Source organism: Vagococcus sp. (assembly GCF_036639995.1).
Taxonomy (GTDB): Bacteria; Bacillota; Bacilli; order Lactobacillales; family Vagococcaceae; genus Vagococcus.
On sequence record NZ_JAVWHO010000047.1, the window covers coordinates 1 to 17420 of the forward strand.

At 33.4% G+C, this 17420-nt stretch carries 17 protein-coding genes; 13 read left to right on the forward strand and 4 right to left on the reverse strand.

Annotated features, from left to right (window positions below; translation table 11 throughout):
• Positions 1 to 48: 48 nt before the first annotated feature.
• The 9 genes from RR554_RS10210 to RR554_RS10250 all read left to right on the forward strand — a co-directional run bounded on the left by RR554_RS10210 (position 49) and on the right by RR554_RS10250 (position 10311).
• Positions 49 to 1764, forward strand: a complete 1716-nt coding sequence (locus tag RR554_RS10210; protein ID WP_332467950.1) for an ABC transporter ATP-binding protein — start codon at positions 49 to 51, stop codon at positions 1762 to 1764.
• A gap of 132 nt (positions 1765 to 1896) precedes the next feature.
• The gene (locus RR554_RS12150) at positions 1897 to 2544 is read left to right on the forward strand and encodes a helix-turn-helix domain-containing protein (RefSeq protein ID WP_443081337.1); all 648 of its coding nucleotides are present in this window, start codon (positions 1897 to 1899) and stop codon (positions 2542 to 2544) included.
• A 73-nt stretch (positions 2545 to 2617) separates the two neighbouring features.
• Positions 2618 to 2809, forward strand: a complete 192-nt coding sequence (locus RR554_RS10220; RefSeq protein ID WP_332467951.1) for a hypothetical protein — start codon at positions 2618 to 2620, stop codon at positions 2807 to 2809.
• 115 nt (positions 2810 to 2924) lie between these two features.
• The gene (locus RR554_RS10225; protein ID WP_332467952.1) at positions 2925 to 3413 is read left to right on the forward strand and encodes an ECF transporter S component; all 489 of its coding nucleotides are present in this window, start codon (positions 2925 to 2927) and stop codon (positions 3411 to 3413) included.
• Between the two features lie 105 nt (positions 3414 to 3518).
• Complete coding sequence (locus RR554_RS10230; RefSeq protein ID WP_332467953.1) at positions 3519 to 4571, forward strand: aspartate-semialdehyde dehydrogenase; 1053 nt, start codon at positions 3519 to 3521, stop codon at positions 4569 to 4571.
• Between the two features lie 60 nt (positions 4572 to 4631).
• Positions 4632 to 6305 carry a ribonuclease J gene (locus tag RR554_RS10235; protein WP_332464197.1) on the forward strand — a complete coding sequence of 558 codons (1674 nt, stop codon included), beginning with the start codon at positions 4632 to 4634 and terminating at the stop codon, positions 6303 to 6305.
• Positions 6306 to 6395: 90 nt separating this feature from the next.
• Positions 6396 to 7817: an MFS transporter gene (locus RR554_RS10240; RefSeq protein WP_332464198.1), complete on the forward strand. Its 1422-nt coding sequence runs from the start codon at positions 6396 to 6398 to the stop codon at positions 7815 to 7817.
• 208 nt (positions 7818 to 8025) lie between these two features.
• The gene (locus tag RR554_RS10245; RefSeq protein WP_332464199.1) at positions 8026 to 9351 is read left to right on the forward strand and encodes a DRTGG domain-containing protein; all 1326 of its coding nucleotides are present in this window, start codon (positions 8026 to 8028) and stop codon (positions 9349 to 9351) included.
• 12 nt (positions 9352 to 9363) lie between these two features.
• Entirely contained in the window at positions 9364 to 10311 is a 948-nt protein-coding gene (locus RR554_RS10250) for a DHH family phosphoesterase (RefSeq protein ID WP_332464200.1), read from the forward strand.
• Between the two features lie 21 nt (positions 10312 to 10332).
• Here RR554_RS10250 and RR554_RS10255 read toward each other — a convergent pair whose 3' ends face one another.
• Genes RR554_RS10255 through RR554_RS10265 form a run of 3 tightly spaced genes read right to left on the reverse strand, consistent with a single transcriptional unit; the run spans position 10333 to position 13614 of the window.
• Entirely contained in the window at positions 10333 to 11229 is an 897-nt protein-coding gene (locus RR554_RS10255; RefSeq protein ID WP_332464201.1) for a hypothetical protein, read from the reverse strand.
• A gap of 47 nt (positions 11230 to 11276) precedes the next feature.
• Positions 11277 to 12020, reverse strand: a complete 744-nt coding sequence (locus RR554_RS10260; protein WP_332464202.1) for a response regulator transcription factor — start codon at positions 12018 to 12020, stop codon at positions 11277 to 11279.
• The gene (locus RR554_RS10265; protein ID WP_332464203.1) at positions 12001 to 13614 is read right to left on the reverse strand and encodes a sensor histidine kinase; all 1614 of its coding nucleotides are present in this window, start codon (positions 13612 to 13614) and stop codon (positions 12001 to 12003) included. Before RR554_RS10265 ends, RR554_RS10260 begins: the two co-directional genes overlap by 20 nt.
• A 156-nt stretch (positions 13615 to 13770) precedes the next feature.
• Here RR554_RS10265 and RR554_RS10270 point away from each other — a divergent pair, with 156 nt between their 5' ends.
• Positions 13771 to 15528: a flavocytochrome c gene (locus RR554_RS10270; RefSeq protein WP_332464204.1), complete on the forward strand. Its 1758-nt coding sequence runs from the start codon at positions 13771 to 13773 to the stop codon at positions 15526 to 15528.
• A 116-nt stretch (positions 15529 to 15644) separates the two neighbouring features.
• The gene (locus tag RR554_RS10275) at positions 15645 to 15845 is read left to right on the forward strand and encodes a hypothetical protein (RefSeq protein ID WP_332467954.1); all 201 of its coding nucleotides are present in this window, start codon (positions 15645 to 15647) and stop codon (positions 15843 to 15845) included.
• A gap of 31 nt (positions 15846 to 15876) precedes the next feature.
• Here the strand turns inward: RR554_RS10275 and RR554_RS10280 are convergent, their stop codons facing one another.
• Positions 15877 to 16155: a hypothetical protein gene (locus RR554_RS10280; RefSeq protein ID WP_332467955.1), complete on the reverse strand. Its 279-nt coding sequence runs from the start codon at positions 16153 to 16155 to the stop codon at positions 15877 to 15879.
• Between the two features lie 152 nt (positions 16156 to 16307).
• Between RR554_RS10280 and RR554_RS10285 the strand changes: the two genes are divergently transcribed.
• Positions 16308 to 16757, forward strand: a complete 450-nt coding sequence (locus RR554_RS10285) for a DUF3290 family protein (RefSeq protein WP_332464207.1) — start codon at positions 16308 to 16310, stop codon at positions 16755 to 16757.
• Between the two features lie 3 nt (positions 16758 to 16760).
• Complete coding sequence (locus RR554_RS10290; protein WP_332464208.1) at positions 16761 to 17405, forward strand: DUF421 domain-containing protein; 645 nt, start codon at positions 16761 to 16763, stop codon at positions 17403 to 17405.
• Positions 17406 to 17420: the final 15 nt, after the last annotated feature.

The window sequence follows — 17420 nt, forward strand, 5'->3', positions numbered from 1 at the left end:
TTTTTTGTTATAGTAGGGGTTTAGAAAAGATGTTTGGAGGGAAGTATTTTGTTGAAAAGATTTTTTTCTTATTATAAGCCGTATCGAGCGTTATTTTTATTAGATTTTATTTGCGCAACGATAGCGGCAGTTTTAGAGTTAAGTTTTCCGGTGATTGTTAATCAAGTCATCGATAAGATAATGCCACTTAAAAATTTAAGATTGATTTTAATGGTAAGTGCTTTACTGTTTGGTTTTTACATTATTAACACGGCATTTCAGTATATTGTTGTTTATTTTGGGCATAAATTAGGTACAAATATTGAAACAGATATGCGTGATGAGTTGTTTGCTCATTTCCAAAAACAGCCATTTGAATTTTATGATAATCAAAAAACAGGGAAGTTGATGAGTCGTTTAACAACAGACCTTTTTGAAATATCAGAAGTAGCCCATCATGGTCCTGAGGATGTGTTTATCACTATCATGACTTTAACAGGCTCATTTGCATTAATGTACAATATTCATGCTAAGTTGGCTTTGGCAACAGCTGTTATGGTGCCATTTATAACGATTGCTCTAGCTTATTTCAACAAACGCATGACTAAAGTGAATACTCAGATTTATGAAAATCTAGGTGAATTTAATGCAGGGATTGAAGCGAGTGTAAGTGGGATTAGAGTTACGCAAGCATTTGCTAATGAAGAGTTTGAAAAGTCACGTTTTAGTAAGCTAAATCAATTGTATCGTCAATCTAAATTAGCTTTTTATAAAACAATGGCACTAAGTTCTTCTTATAATTATTTATTGATTCGTTTGATTAGTTTATTTGCTCTTTTATTTGGTTCTTATTACACGATCCAAGGAGAGATTACTAACGGAAACTTTGTTGGTTTTATTTTACTGTCTAATGTTTTTGCTAGACCAATTGAAAAAATCAATAATATGCTTGAAAGTTATCCAAAAGGGTTTGCTGGTTTTAAACGCCTAACAGAAGAGTTAGACAAAGTACCAAGTATTCAAGATAAGTCAGGGGCAATTGAAGTATCAGATTTAAAAGGCGATATTATTTATGAGGAAGTTGATTTTTCTTATAGTGATGGCACAAAAGTGTTAGATAAGTTGTCTCTTGAAATTAAACATGGTGAGACAGTTGCTTTTGTAGGTCCAAGTGGGGCAGGTAAAACAACATTATGTCATTTATTACCGAGATTTTATGAAATTGAATCGGGAAGTCTGTCTATTGATGGGGTAACTATTCAAGATATGTCAATGACGTCATTAAGAAAACAAATTGGAATTGTTCAACAGGATGTTTTTTTATTTCCCGGAACAATTAGAGACAATATTGCTTACGGTAAATTAGGAGCTAGTGAAGAAGATATCCAAAAAGCCATTGAACTGGCTCATTTATCAAAAGTAATTGAAGACATGCCAGAAGGATTGAATACGGTTATTGGAGAAAGAGGCGTGAAACTTTCTGGTGGTCAAAAGCAACGTGTAGCAATTGCTAGAATGTTCTTGAAAAACCCACCAATCTTAATCTTAGATGAAGCCACATCTGCCTTAGATACAGAAACAGAAAATGTGATTCAAGAATCATTAATGTCTTTATCAGAAGGTAGGACGACACTAATGATTGCCCATCGTTTAGCAACGATAAAACAAGCAACACGAATTGTTGTTGTGACTGAGAATGGGATTGTAGAAGATGGCACACATCAAGAATTAATGGCAAATGAAGGTGTCTATAAGAGATTATATGATGCTCAGTTTAGAGATTAGAATCCTTGATATAACAGCATGCTAAGATACTTAGCGTGCTTTTTTTATTAAAATGGGACGTGCTAAAGTTCTAATCTAGTATAATAAAATTACCTTGTTTATAGTGAGGTTATAAAGAGAGGAAGTTGTCAGATGGAGTTTGGAAAAAGACTGAAAAATGCAAGAAATGATGTATCAAAAACGCAAGAAATGGTTGCTAAAGATTTGCATGTCTCAAGACAAACAATTTCAAGTTGGGAAAATGAACGGAGTTATCCAGATATTAGTAGTTTAATTCAAATTAGTGATTACTATAACCTTTCTTTAGACACATTATTAAAGGAGGATGTTGGAATGAAAGAAGAATTTAAAAAAACAGAGGAGTTAGCGAAAATTAATAGGATATGGCGTGTATCCTATTTAATTAATCTTATTCTGGTAGTAGCCGTGTTATTAGGAAGTTTGTTGGAATTCTCTACGTTTAAAATGAATCTTGGTACCCAAATTGTTTTTTTAGTGGTAATGCTTTTAAATATGGGATTATTAATGTACGTGACAGTTGAAAAGGATGAATTAAAAGATAAACCAAGAAAAGTACGCTGGAGGTTGTCTAAACGAAGAAAGCAAGTAATCTTTTCTTTAGAGGTGGGATTTGTCGTTTTGAGTATCATGCTTAAGATGCTGACTAATAATCAACAAGTAGATCATCTTTTAGGGATTTTTGTGGGAATACTTTGTGCGACTAGTTTGATTTTTATTGTGGAGAACAAAACGCTGCCCAGTGACAAAGATGTAAGGTAATTCCTAGTCCATTAACAGGTCCCTTGAAAGTAAGTCATGCTATAATTGAAAAAAACATTTAAGGGATGATGATATGAATCATGCAGATATGAGTGTTATCAAATTAATCGGAGTCATCTTGACAATAAGTGGCATATTACTTGTTGGAATTGGTAAAAAACTTCCTTTGGTACGTTTTCTTTTAAATGATAGAAGCATGTTATCTCAGATTTTTTATGGCATGATTCTATTTATAATCGGAGGAATTATGTTATATTTTGGTTAATATGATACTATAATTGATGATGAGAGTAACGCTTAACAAGTAAATAGTTAAGGTTACTTTTTTTATGTGATTTAGCATATAATGAGTAGGTAAAAAGTACTTGGGGGAATGGCCAATGAAAATAATTAAGGAAAAACTTGCGTTATTAGCTATGTTAATTGCTTTAACAACTGTCTTAGCGTTAACCTTTATTTTTCCAGTTCCAATGACAAAAGGTTACGTTAACCTTTTAGAGGTAGGTATTTATACGGCAGCTATGTTACTTGGTGGGCCAGCTGGTGCAATTGTTGGCGGAATTAGTGGCGGCATGTTGGATTTAATTTTAGGATATCCCCAGTGGTTAATTTTTTCAGTTGTTATTCATGGGACACAAGGCTATGTTGCTGGAAAATGGTCTGGCAATAAACAGAACGTTACACGCATATTCTTTTTACTATTAGCTTCTGTGATTATGATTGCAGGTTACTTTGTCGCGGCGACCATTTTATATGGCAAGGTAGCTGGTATTGCTTCTATTTTTGGTAATATCATTCAAAATGTGTTTGGTGTGATAATTTCAATGATTATCATAAAAATACTAGACCGTTTAAAAATAATAAATTAATTAAGGAGAAGGAGAAATATTCGTTAAAGAATTATTCTCCTTTTTATGCTAAAATAAAGGATAAGTAAAATCGGGAGAATTATGTAAAAATGAAGGGAGAGTTCTATGGTTAGTTATAACGTTGCCATAGTTGGAGCGACAGGGGCCGTTGGCGAGAAAATAAAGGAAATGCTTGAAACAACTAGTTTACCACTTAATAAAGTTGTGTTTCTAGCTTCAAAACGATCTGTAGGGAAAAAAATACGATTTAAAGGAGACTTTTTTGAAGTTGAAGAGTTACAGGCTGACTCATTTGAAGCTATCGATATTGCTATATTTAGTGCAGGGGGAGAAATATCAAAACAATACGCCAAAGAAGCAATAAAGCGTGGGTGTGTTGTTATTGATAATACAAGTGCTTTTAGAATGAGTGAGGGTGTGCCTTTAGTTGTTCCAGAGGTAAATTCGGAAGCATTGAAACAACATCAAGGGCTTATTGCTAATCCAAATTGTTCAACCATTCAGATGATGGTGGCGCTAGAACCGATTCATCAAATGTTTGGGTTGGAACGCATTATTGTGTCGACTTATCAAGCAGTTAGTGGTGCAGGTATGTCAGCTATTAATGAATTGAAGCAACAAGCACAAGATATACTAGATGGAAAAGAAGAAATAGAAGCGACTATTTTACCTTGTTCAGGAGATAAGAAACATTATCCATTAGCATTTAATGCATTAGCTCAAATCGACGTCTTTTCAGATGAAGGGTATACAAATGAAGAGTGGAAAATGATAAATGAGAGTAAAAAAATCATGTCAGACCAAGCGCTGAAAGTAAGTGCGACATGTGTTAGAGTGCCTGTTATGTCGGGACATTCAGAATCAGTTTATATTGAAATAGAAAAAGACGATGTTTCAGTGAATGATATAAAAGAATCACTAGAAAAAGCACCAGGCGTGGTTTTAGAAGATAATCCAGCAGAACAAATTTATCCACAACCCTTAACAGCAGTAGATAAAACGGATGTTTTTGTTGGACGAATTAGAAAAGATTTAGATAGCAACAAGGGATTCCATTTGTGGGTAGTTTCAGATAATTTGTTAAAGGGTGCGGCATTTAACTCTGTCCAAATTGCCGAAAAACTTCATGAGATGAATCTTGTAAAGGTAAATCAATAATAAAAGAAGACATAGAAAGTATTTTTGACAAAACTGTCAAAATGAATGAGGTGGGAAATAGTGAGTCAAATAAAGATAGTGCCTTTAGGTGGCGTGAGAGAAAATGGAAAAAGTATCTACGTTGTCGAAGTTGAAAATGAAATTTTCGTTTTAGATTGTGGACTTAAATATCCAGAAAACGAACAATTAGGAATTGACATGGTTATTCCAGATTTTTCTTATTTATTAGAAAATAAAGAAAAAATTGCTGGAATCTTTTTAAGTCATGGGCACGCAGATGCCATTGGAGCCTTGCCATATTTATTAGAGAATGTGTCTGTTCCAGTATTTGGAACGGAGTTAACGATTGAGTTAGCTAAGTTAAATGTTAATGAATATCCAAATACAAAGGATTTTAAAGAGTTTCATGTCGTTGATGAGTTTACAGAAATTGATTTTGGCCATGCTGTCATTAGCTTCTTTAGTACAACGCACACCATTCCAGATTCAATCGGAATCTCTATTAAAACCAAAGAAGGTAGCATTGTTTATACAGGAGATTTCAAATTTGATCAAAGTGCAAGTCAATCATATAAAACTGATTTTGCTAGATTAGCTGAAATTGGTAAAGATGGTGTATTTGCTTTACTAAGTGATTCAAGTAATGCAGAAAGTTCATCACTGATTGCATCAGAAAATCAAACAGAAGAAGAAGTCTTTGACACAATCCGTTACTGGGATGGTCGAATTATTGTTGCAAGTGTTGCAAGTAATATTCAAAGAGTGCAGCAAGTCTTTAACGCTGCGTTTAAATCAGGTCGTCAAATTGTTTTAACAGGTAAAGATGTGGAACAAATTGTCCAAACTGCTATCAAACTTGGCAAACTACAATTACCAAGTGAAGACTTGATTATTACTGAAAAACAAATGAAGAATAAACGACCAGAAGAATTATTAATCTTAGAAACAGGTCGCATGGGTGAGCCGTTACAGTCATTGCAAAAAATGGCAAGTCGACGTCATAAATCAATTAGTATCCAAGAAGGAGATTTGATTTATATCACAACGACACCATCTATTTCTGTAGAAACAACAGTGGCTAAAACAGAAGATATGATTTACCGAGCTGGTGGTACGGTTAAAACAATTTCTGATAATTTATATGTTTCAGGTCATGGTAATGAAAATGATTTAAAATTAATGCTTAACTTAATGAAACCTAAATATTTTGTTCCAGTTCAAGGGGAGTATCGATTACTTGCAGCACATGCTGGTTTAGCAAATGAAGTGGGCATGTCTTATCAAGATATCTTCATTACAGGTCGTGGAGATATTTTAGAGTTTGAAAAGGGTCGTTTAAGAATGACAGGCTCTACTGATGCAGATAATGTGTTAATTGATGGATTGGGTGTTGGCGATATTGGTAATATCGTTTTACGTGATCGTAAAATATTATCACAAGATGGTATTTTTATTGCGGTAATCACAATTAATCGACGCGCTAAAAAAATAATTTCAAAACCTCGTATTACAACGAGAGGATTTGTTTATGTCAAATCAAGTACAGATTTAATGAAGGATAGTGCAACTATTGTTGAAGAAGTTGTCCTAGAAAACTTAGAAAAATCTGATTTTGATTGGGGCGTTTTAAAACAAGAGATTAGAGATCAATTAAGTCGTTATCTTTATGAACAAACAAAGAGAAGACCAGTGATTTTACCAGTTATTATGGAATCAAGTCAAAAAAGAAAATAATAAATAAGTGTGATAGTTTCAATGAGAAACGAACAATCTAAAAAGGATTGTTCGTTTTTCTGTTGAAAAATTAAGTAGGGGAGAGTTTTGATGAATCAAGAAAAAAGTCATAAATTTAGATGGTTTAGTTTGGCGGCAGTGGGGTTGTTTTCTTTTATGTCAACACTCGATGGAAGTATTGTTAATATTGCGTTACCAGTTATATCAGAGGACTTAGGAGTACCGATGAATCAATCAGAATGGATTGTTTCGGTGTATTTAATGGCTATTTGTGTGTTTCTGTTATTTTTTGGGAAAATAGGAGATAGTTTTGGGAAAGTTAAAGTCTTTAAAATAGGAACAATTGTATTTATTATTGGATCATTTTTATGTGGTATTCCAGGGAGTTTACCTCTATTGTTAGTTTCTCGTATTGTTCAAGCAGTAGGTGCCAGCATGACAATGGCAACAAGTACGGGAATTATTACAGATATTTTTCCACTTCAAGAAAGAGGACGAGCGCTTGGCTTAATTGGCTCTTTTGTTTCACTAGGTGCTATTGCAGGACCGGGGATTGGTGGAGTTATTTTATCAGAATTTAGTTGGTCTTATATTTTTTGGATAAATGTTCCTGTGGGAATTATTACGATGATGTTTGGTTGGTATTTTCTACCTAAGAAAGAATTCAAAAGTGGCGAAAGTATTGACTATATTGGATTTCTCTTGTTTGCGTTATTTATTTTATTATTCTTTGGCGGTATATTCTTAGGTCAGGAAAAAAGTTTTACAGATCCACTTATTATTGGAATGGTTATTGTGTCCCTTATTTCTCTTGTTTCTTTTTATCATTATGAGAATAAACATGAAAGTCCATTAGTTCATTTTCATTTATTTAATAATAAAGTGTTTGGCGTAAGCTTATTAACTGCAACGTTAATCTTTATTACTAACTTCTTTGCAAATGTAGTGAATCCATTCTATTTACAAAACGTTCTTGGACTTGAAGCAAATAAGGCAGGATTTTTAATGATGGTGTTTCCTTTAGTTATGGTAATAGGGGCGCCTTTAAGTGGTTACTTAACGGATAAAAAGGGTCCACATCTTATTACATTAATCGGTTTAGTGTTATTAACTGCTGGACAAGTAGGATACTTAATTTTAGGAGAAACGTCTCCGGTTATTTTATTTGTGACAATTATGGCTCTTGTTGGTGCTGGTAATGCAATGTTCCAAGCGCCTAATAATACGATTATCATGTCTAGTGTGGATAAATCAGAATACGGTGTGGCAGGTAGTATGAACGCATTAGCTCGTAATTTTGGAATGGTTGTTGGTATTTCTCTATCAACGACTATCTTATATCAATCGATGAGTGGTAAAATGGGAGAAAAAGTAGTTGGATTTATTGATGGTCGGCCAGATATCTTTGTTTATGGTATGCATTTTACCTATATGGTATCTTTTGCCATCTGTTTATTTGCTTCAGGAATAACGTTTTGGCGTTTTTCACAAGCTAAAAAAGGATTGGAATAAAAAACAACGTGGACAACTCTTTTGTTCACGTTATTTTTATACTCAGAAAATCTTTGTACTAAAAGCAATTATTTTGAACTGTTATAATCGTTGGAATTTATTTTTGTTAATAATCATGATAGAATAATGAAGAGTGATGGTTAAATAAATGATACAGTTTAAACCATTTAACTATAACAACGTGAATTTAAAGAATTAGGTGAAAATTGTGAGTGTAACAAAACATGATCAGATTCTTGAATATATTGAAACACTACCTGTCGGGGAAAAAATTTCCGTTCGTGGAATAGCTAAAAATTTGGCTGTCAGCGAAGGAACAGCTTATCGGGCAATTAAAGAGGCTGAGAATGTCGGGTTAGTTTCAACCATTCAACGAGTTGGGACCATTAGAATTGAAAAAAAATTAAAAGAAAATATTGAACGGTTATCTTTTGGAGAGGTTGCCAAGATTATTGAAGGTGATATTTTAGCAGGCCGAAAAGGACTAGATAAAATATTGAAGAAATTTATTATTGGGGCCATGACAGAAGAAAACATGTTACGCTACATCACTTCTGGCTCATTAATGATTGTTGGTGATAGAAAAGGAGTTCAACGACTGGCATTAGAAAATGGTGCTGCTGTGTTATTAACAGGAGGATTTGATGTGTCAGAAGATATTTTGTCTTTAGCAGATGAAGTTGAGATGCCCATTATCCGAACAACCTATGATACGTTTACAGTCGCAACGACCATCAACCGAGCTATTAGCGATCAGATGATCAAAAAAGATATTATGACAGTTGACGATATTCAAACGTCAATTGAGCGTACAGTTGTTTTAAATGTAAAAGATACGTTAAAAGATTATCAAGAAGTCTCTGAGAGAACTGGTTTTACGCGATTTCCTGTTGTTAATAAATCAAATCGATTAGTTGGGATTATTACGTCAAAAGATGTGGTTAATAAACAAGCAACACAGCCAATCGAAAAGATTATGACAAAAGACCCACGAAAAGCAAAAAGACATATGAGTGTCGCAAGTATTGGACACCAAATGATTTGGGATGGACTTGAGATTATTCCTGTTGTAGAAGATGATTTAACCTTAATCGGGATTGTTTCTAGACGTGATGTGATGAAAGCTATGCAACTTGCTCAAAAACAGCCTCAAGTATCTAATACTCTTTCAGATCAGATAACAAATGAAGTGATTGAAAAAGAGGGTAAAAACCCATCAGATCTTCCTGATTTTTCATTTGTTGTGACCCCTCAAATGGTTAATAGTATGGGAACTCTTTCTTTTGGTGTTTTAAATCAAATTATTTCAACAGCTGCGCAAAGAACTATGATGGTGAAATATCATCATAACTCAGTGATTGAACAAATGAGTTTATACTATTTTAAATTAATTCAGATTGATAGTGAAATAGATTTAAAACCAAGAATTATTGAAGTCGGCAGACGTTCTGCAAAAATAGATATGGAAGTTTACATTGATAATATTATTGTGGCTAAAGCAATGATTGTTTGTCAATTAATGGAGCAGACTTAGGAGGCAAAGAAAGTGGACGTAACAACTGAAATTCTAGAAAAAATAAAAGCATATCAAAAAATTATGATACATCGTCACCAAAGTCCAGATCCAGATGCATTAGGTTCTCAAGGTGGCTTAGCAGCTATTTTAAAAGCAACTTACCCGGAAAAAGAAATTTACGTGGTAGGAGGACCTGTTAATGGATTAGATTACTTGTTAACAATGGATGAGGTAACAGATGAAATGTATCAAGGTGCATTGGTTATTTCGACAGATACAGCAAACGAACCAAGAATTAGTGGTAAGCAATATAGTCTAGGTGAGATGATTATTAAGATTGACCATCATCCAAATGACGAACCTTATGGTGATTTATCATGGGTGAATACAGAAGCAAGTAGTACGAGTGAAATGGTGTATGATTTCTTTGATTTACATCAAGATGAATTGACAATGACAGATGAAGCAGCAAGATTACTTTATGCTGGTATTGTTGGAGATACTGGTAGATTTATGTATCCTGTAACCACAAGTCATACATTATGGGTTGCAAGTAAATTAAGAGAATACCCATTTGACGCGGCTAAATTAAACCGCCAAATGGATGAGGTGTCAGAAAAGATTGCTCGTTTATCAGGGTATGTTACTGAAAATATTCAAGTGGATGAAAATGGTGCAGCAATGGTGTTACTGACACAAGAAGTGTTGGAAAAATTTGGGGTTGAGGATGCAGAAACACCGGCTATTATTCCGATTCCAGGTAAAATTAGAGGGATTAAAGCATGGGGAATTTTTGTTGCCCAACCAGAAGGCTTTTACCGAGTTCGCTTGCGCTCTAAAGGACCAGTTATTAATACTGTGGCTAAGCGTCATCATGGTGGTGGACATCCTTTGGCTAGTGGAGCAAATGCTAAAGACTTAGAGGAAGTAAAAGAAATCTATCAAGAAATTCAAGCAATTGTTAAAGAAAAAAACTAGCCTAGACAATAACTGTCTAAGCTAGTTTTTTTTCTTATTATTTTTATTTTGTTTTTTTATAGCAGCTACATTTTTTTTAGTTAGTTTTTCTTTTAGTTCAATGAGTTGAGTGTTTAATTCTTGGTTTTCTTCATTTAATGAGATAACAGTTGATTCCAATTCTTTTACACGTCTTGCATTTTTTCTACCTGTTTGGAACAAAGGTCCATTTACACGGTAATTAAATAATTGCCCGACAAAAGTTAAAAGAAAGCCCACACACATGGTTAAGAAGTAGTGGGTTTTTAAAAGTGTTAGATGGTTCAACCACTGATTGGTAAGGTTAGGAATTCGACCAACATCTTTGATGCTTGAGATGATGGCATCAACTTTTTCCAAAATAAAGGTTATATCTCGTGGCAAATGACCCAAAGAAAATTCATAATGAATAATCATATCTCGCCACTGACTACTTAGCTGTTTTATTTGAGAAGGCGTTAATTTCTTTAAGATGCCTTCGATTTCATTAAAGGTAGTGAGTGTACTGTTTGCTGTAACGTAAGTATAGTATAGACTGCTAAGAAACAATAAGCATAACCCAACAACTAAGAACCAATCAATTTTTTGCCAATGTTTAAGTTGGTGCATCCGCCAAATTTTAAAAAGTAAGTAGCTAATTAAACCAATGAAGATAAGGACCTCAACGATTAAAAAAACACCGACAAGAATACCGCCATTGGTTGCTCGTTCAATGAGTGTATCTAAACTATTGTCACTCGTTAGAACGGCGAGTGTATCAGGAATTGAAAAAGATAACTGAGTTTGAAAAAGTTGTATTAAAAGGCGCTTTTGAAAATAAATTAAAATGAAATAAATAATAGAAAAAAATAAGCTTAAACGATAAATCTGTTGCCGATTATTTTTGTGTGTACTTGTCATATTGTGTCCTCCTTAGTCATTATTATTTTATCACTAAATAGTCCCTTCTAGCGATAAAAATGTTCTCGGTACTGACTTGGGGTTAATTGGGTTTGTTGTTTGAAAAGGCGGCTAAAATAATGCTGGTTGGGATAACCAACACGCTCGCCAATCTCTTGAATAGAATACCGCATAGTTGTTTGGGCAAGTAGTTCTTTGGCTTTTGTTATACGGTAATGGGTTAAGTAATCATTAAATGATTTACCAGTATTTTTTTTCATTTGTTTACTTAAGTAAGAACTATCGACAAATAAATCATTGGAAACACTAGTTAAAGATAAATCTCGTTTGGCATAGTGCTCCTCAATTATTTTAATAACAGAGGTACATAAGGGCGAGATAGGCGAAATGTTTTTTTGATTAGGTAGTGTGTCTGTTTTTTTTAGCTCTGTTTCAATTTTTTTAAGTAAATGCAACACATCTGAAGGAGCCAGTGGTTTTAGAACATAGTCAAAGACCTTTAAATGAATAGCTTGCCTTGCATAGGTGAAATCATCGTAGCCACTAATAACAACAATCAAAGCTTCTTTATGGGTGGCAGCCATTTTTTTGACTAAATCTAGACCATTCATGTCAGGTAAATTAATATCAACAAAAATAACATCAATGCTACTTTCTTCATTTAAAATTGATAAAGCTTCTTTGGCAGAAGCTGCTAGAAAAATGTGTTTAAAAAGGTCGGAATTAACTTCAACGACCTTTTTAAGTCCTTTTCTAAAAATAGGTTCATCATCAATAATCAAGAGATTCAATTGCAAGTCCTCCTTTAGGTAATGTTAATTGAACCACACATTGGTTCTTTTCTGTAAACAGAAGCATCCGCGCGTCATTAGAAAAAGCATACATTAATTGAGTATAAGTACCGAATAAACCAAAGCCAACATTGTCACGAGTCTGACTATCGCCAGCAAAAAAGCTATTAATTTCTTTAATTTTTTGTTTTGAAGGCAGAATACCCGTATTTCTGACTTGAATGACCACACTTTCTTTTTGATAAAAGGCGCGAATCTGAATAAATTGTTGATCGTCTGATAAAGGACGAATACCATAATAAATAGCATTCTCAATTAAAGGCTGCAAAATAAAATTCGGTAAATTAAGATCATTTAACTCATCATTTATGTCTAAGTCTAGTTGAATATTTTTTTCATAGCGAATATTTTGAATGGTGATATAGCTTTTGACGTGAGTTGTTTCATTAAATAAAGAACTCCAAGGTTTTCCGTTATTTAACCCCACTCTAAAATAAGTACTCAAAGCTTCAATCATCTCTTCCATTTTCTCAAGTTCCCCTGTTTGAGCTAACCATTGAACGGTATTTAATGTGTTATATAAAAAATGCGGTTTAACTTGTTCTTGAAGCAATCGAACATTTCGAGCAATACTTTCATCCTCAAAATCATATAATTTTTGAAGCATAACATTAAATTCATTAGCAAGTTCCCCGATTTCGTCATTTCGCGTAATAGTAGAGCGTATTTGTTGATCCCCTTTTCCAACCCGTTTCATCGTTTGATTCAGAGATTCAATAGGTTTAATAAAAGCATCCAATTGAAATAGGAAGAACACAGAAATAGTTCCAGCTAAAATAAAAAATAACCAAAGAATGATTTTTTGAGCCTGAATTCCTGTTTGTAGTAAATTTCGTTGTGAGGTTTGATAGACTATTTGCCAGTCAGATAGTAAAGGAATATCACTTTTGAATGTTAAGAGGTCATTGTCTAAAAAAGAAGTAGAGCTTTTAACATGATTTTTTTGGTCATTGACTAAAGCACCTGTCCCGTCATATATCTCAATTTCTTCTGCCATTTCTTCCATGCGTTTTACGTTAACAGCAGCTGCAATAAAGGCAATATCATCTTTGGTCTTTTTGGGTAATCTGTAAAGGATAATAATAATGTCTTGTTGTGCTTCTTTTGAGTGAAGGGTATTGCTGATTGTATAAGCGACAGAAGAGTCTTGAATTTTTTTAAAGTATGGTCGTTTAGCAATGGAAAAAGACGGAGTAATCCATGAGTAAGAAGTACCAGATTCTGAAACAAGACGAATGGACTCGTAAATACTTGAACGCCTATTTTCTAAAGTTTTTGTCTCCTTGAATAACTCGTCTTTTGATAAGTCATGGTGGTTACTAAAATCAGCAAGAGTTGCAACTTCACTAATTCTTTCAGAAAACCATGCGTTGATTTCACGACTTTTGTTATCAACGGTTTGTTGTGTCATTTTTGAATTTACAGGTAGTAAGGATTTATTCATCTCATAGTGGAAGGCACTAAATAATAATAGGAAAAGAATAACAAACACAGCGCCTAAACTTAAGAAGACCTTTTTTTTTATGGTTTTCATGGTAACTCCTTTTTATCGTGAAATATGTAACAAAAGACTGATTTATGCAAAAAGAGACTGATTTGTTTACAGACAAAAATCAGGGTTGTTATATAATTCACATTGTATTGAGATATAGCATTGTCTCAAGTATATCATGTATGGGGGAGAAAAAAGATGAAAAAATTTGGTCGTAGTTTGACTGCTATTTTAGCTGTGTTGTTATTAACATCATGTGGTTCTAAAAGTAGTAACAGCGATGGCACTTATGAAGGAACTGGTAACGGTAAACACGGTGACATCAAAGTTGAAGTAACAGTTAAAGATGAAAAAATTGATAAGATTAAAGTGAAAGAACATGGTGAAAACAAGGTTTTAGCAGAACCTGTTTATGATGAATTGCAAGAAACGATTGTTTCAAAAAATTCACCTGAAGTAGATGTTGTCACTGGATCAACTGCAACAAGTAAAGGTTATATTGAAGCGGTTGAAGATGCCATTAAAAAAGCTGGTATTACATTAGTTGCAAGTAAAAATACTGCTAAAAAAGAAGAAAAAGAAAAAGAAGTTCAGGAATATAACGTTGTTGTTGTAGGTTCTGGTGGTGCAGGATTTAGTGCAGCCATTGAAGCCAAAGAAGCTGGTAAATCAGTTGTTTTAATCGAAAAAATGCCGGCAGTTGGTGGTAATACGTTAATCTCAGGTGCTGAAATGAACGTGCCAAATAACTGGGTACAAAAAAAATTGGGAATCAAAGGCGATTCTCCAGAGAAAATGGCAGAAGATACTATTAAAGGTGGCGATAAATTAGGCGACCCACATATGATTGATGTCATGACAAAAAATGCGTTACCAGCAGCTGAATGGTTGAGAGATGATATTAAAGTAGAATTCTTAAACGATCAATTATTCCAATTTGGTGGTCATTCTTATAAACGTGCTCTAATACCTAAAGGTCATACAGGGCAAGAAGTTATCACAAAATTCAGAGCTAAAGCAGATGAACTTAAAATTCCAATTAAGTTAAATACAACAGCTACAGAATTAATTCAAGATGATAGCAAAAAAGTAACAGGTGTTAAAGCAACAAATAAAAAAGAACAAACTATTTCGTATATGGCTAAAGACGGCGTTGTCTTAACGACAGGTGGTTTTGGCTCAAACGTTGAAATGCGTAAAAAATACAACAAAAAAATGGATGAAAGTTATATGTCTACTGTGACTGAAGGGTCAACTGGAGATGGAATTGTGATGGCTGAAGCTATTGGTGCAGATTTAACGAATATGGGAAGCATTCAAACGTACCCAATTTGTAATCCAAAAACAGGTGTCATTTCACTATTAGCAGATACTCGTTTTGACGGAGCTATCTTGATTAATCAAGAGGGTAATCGTTTTGTTGAAGAATTAGAACGTCGTGACGTTATTTCAAATGCTATCTTAAAACAAACAGGTGGCTACACATATCAATTATGGAACGATAAAATTAATGATATTTCTGGAACAATGGATGTTCATGAAGCGGAATACAATGAATTATTAAAACAAAAAATGATTGTTAAAGCTGATACATTAGAAGAAGCAGCAAAATTCTTTGATATTGATGTTAAAAACTTGAAAGAAACAGTTAAAAAAGTAAATCAATACGCAAAAGATGGAAAAGACAAAGACTTTAACCATCGTGGTGAGTTAGTATCATTAGAAAAAGGACCTTACTACATTGAAAAGGCTGTTCCGTCAGTTCACCATACAATGGGTGGTTTAGTAATTAATGATAAAACAGAAGTACTGGATAAAGAAGGTAAAGCTATTGAAAATCTTTATGCAGCTGGTGAATTAACAGGAGTGATTCACGGAAGTAACCGTCTAGGCGGAAACGCTATTACTGACATTATTGTCTTTGGCCGTATCGCAGGGCAAGAAGTAGCTAAGTAACTAATTGAAGGCATCTAACTCGTTATGTTGAGTTAGGTGCCTTTTTAGGCTTATAAGTAATCAATTAGATTGATTTCGTGTTATAATTAAGAAAAGATAATAAAGGAGTGATGAGTATGTTAGAAGATAATCCTTATATTCCTAAAAAAATTCCTGACGTTGAAAAAAATGGTGATGTTGACAAAGAATTTATTTTGAAAGAGTCACTTCATGAAGAAATGGAAAAGCGTGCACTCAGTACAGAAAAAAATCGTATTATCTTACCAGATGAAGTAGAAGTAAAAAAGAAAAAAATTAAAAAGATAGCAGAAACTTAAGGCTCATTCAAGTTTCTGCTATCTTTCCTTATTAAGATTCTTTAAATTGTTCGCTATCAAGCTCGTTAGCAAATGGTGAAAGTGTAAGAATAATCTCTTTGTTTAAAGTGAATTCGATATCTTCAATATAATGAGGCATAGAAATGATTTTGACAGATGAATCAGTAACACGAAGAAGTAATGCTTGCGTGTCACCAAAGTTGCTATCTTTATAAATGACTGCAACATCATCTTCGTCATTTGTTAAGACACTCATTTTTTCTGAAGGTAATTGAATTGTCCACTGATGTGTAGTTTCTTTTTTTATCATACAAATTCCTCCTAATTATTTTCCTTATTGTAGCATATGTAGATTGACATTAACTTTTGTTAAAAGATTAAAAAAAGAAAAGGATAATCAAGAATGTGAGCTATAATAAAGAGAGAGTTGATACAAAAAAACTAAAAATGGGGGGAATTAACATGGAGTTTTATACGTATCACTATTTTGTCAGACAATCTGAACAAAGCCATTTGATAAAATATGCTCTTTTTATCGGCTTACTGGGCTTATTGTTATTTGTTATCTTGAAAAAATTTCAGAACAGAGACCAAATGAAATATCGAGATTTAATTATTTTAGTGTCACTTGCGATTGTATTTATGGCAGGCATTCAAATTAATGAATACGAAGTGGGGAAGACAAATCGCAATAATTCCACTCAAATGCTTAATTTTTTAGATAACATCGGTGAGAGTCAAAGAAAAGATAACAAAGAATTAGCAGTAAATTCTAAGTATGTTAAAGATGAAATGCTAATTAAGATTGATGATACCTATTATCAAATTAATATGAATGCGGATTTATCTTCTTTTAAGCTAGAAGAAACGTATTTATTAAATGCAAATCAAGTTAAATTGGTGGAGGAATAGTCAATGAAAGAATATTTGGAAATTGGCATCAAACTGGCAATTGGCTTAATCACACTAATATTTCAAATGAATTTACTAGGAAAAAGCAACTTAGCGCCAACATCAAGTTTGGATCAGCTTCAAAATTTTGTTCTAGGTGGAATTATTGGTGGGATGATCTATAATAGCCAAATATCTGTGTTACAGTTCTTTTTAGTTTTAATCATGTGGACGTTTTTAGTTACGCTGATGAAGTACTTAAAAGAAAATGTATCTTTTGTAAAAAAAATAATCGATGGACAACCTGTGACGTTGATAAAAAATGGAGAAGTTCTTGTTGAAAATTGTGCTAAAAAAGGGGTATCTGCAAGTGATTTAATGTTTAAGTTACGTGCATCCAATGTCTATGACACAAGACAGGTTAAACGTGGGATACAGGAGCAAAACGGGCAGCTTACTATTATATTGTATGGGGAGGAATTGGTTCGTTATCCACTGATTACAAATGGCTTTGTGGATGATGATATGTTAGAAACCTTTGAAAAAGATCGAGATTGGTTAGAAAAAGAGTTAGCCAAACAAGGAACAGAATTATCTAATGTCTATCTAGGTGAATATAATAATGGCAATTTATATTTAAGTTTATATCGTGAATTAACAAAAAAATAAAAAGTATAAAAAAAC

Coding starts and splice junctions, on each gene's coding strand:
- RR554_RS12150 (WP_443081337.1), top strand. CDS start 1,897: ATGGAGTTTGGAAAAAGACTGAAAAATGCAAGAAATGATGTATCAAAA.
- RR554_RS10220 (WP_332467951.1), top strand. CDS start 2,618: ATGAATCATGCAGATATGAGTGTTATCAAATTAATCGGAGTCATCTTG.
- RR554_RS10225 (WP_332467952.1), top strand. CDS start 2,925: ATGAAAATAATTAAGGAAAAACTTGCGTTATTAGCTATGTTAATTGCT.
- RR554_RS10230 (WP_332467953.1), top strand. CDS start 3,519: ATGGTTAGTTATAACGTTGCCATAGTTGGAGCGACAGGGGCCGTTGGC.
- RR554_RS10240 (WP_332464198.1), top strand. CDS start 6,396: ATGAATCAAGAAAAAAGTCATAAATTTAGATGGTTTAGTTTGGCGGCA.
- RR554_RS10255 (WP_332464201.1), bottom strand. CDS start 11,229: ATGACAAGTACACACAAAAATAATCGGCAACAGATTTATCGTTTAAGC.
- RR554_RS10265 (WP_332464203.1), bottom strand. CDS start 13,614: ATGAAAACCATAAAAAAAAAGGTCTTCTTAAGTTTAGGCGCTGTGTTT.
- RR554_RS10270 (WP_332464204.1), top strand. CDS start 13,771: ATGAAAAAATTTGGTCGTAGTTTGACTGCTATTTTAGCTGTGTTGTTA.
- RR554_RS10275 (WP_332467954.1), top strand. CDS start 15,645: ATGTTAGAAGATAATCCTTATATTCCTAAAAAAATTCCTGACGTTGAA.
- RR554_RS10280 (WP_332467955.1), bottom strand. CDS start 16,155: ATGATAAAAAAAGAAACTACACATCAGTGGACAATTCAATTACCTTCA.
- RR554_RS10285 (WP_332464207.1), top strand. CDS start 16,308: ATGGAGTTTTATACGTATCACTATTTTGTCAGACAATCTGAACAAAGC.
- RR554_RS10290 (WP_332464208.1), top strand. CDS start 16,761: ATGAAAGAATATTTGGAAATTGGCATCAAACTGGCAATTGGCTTAATC.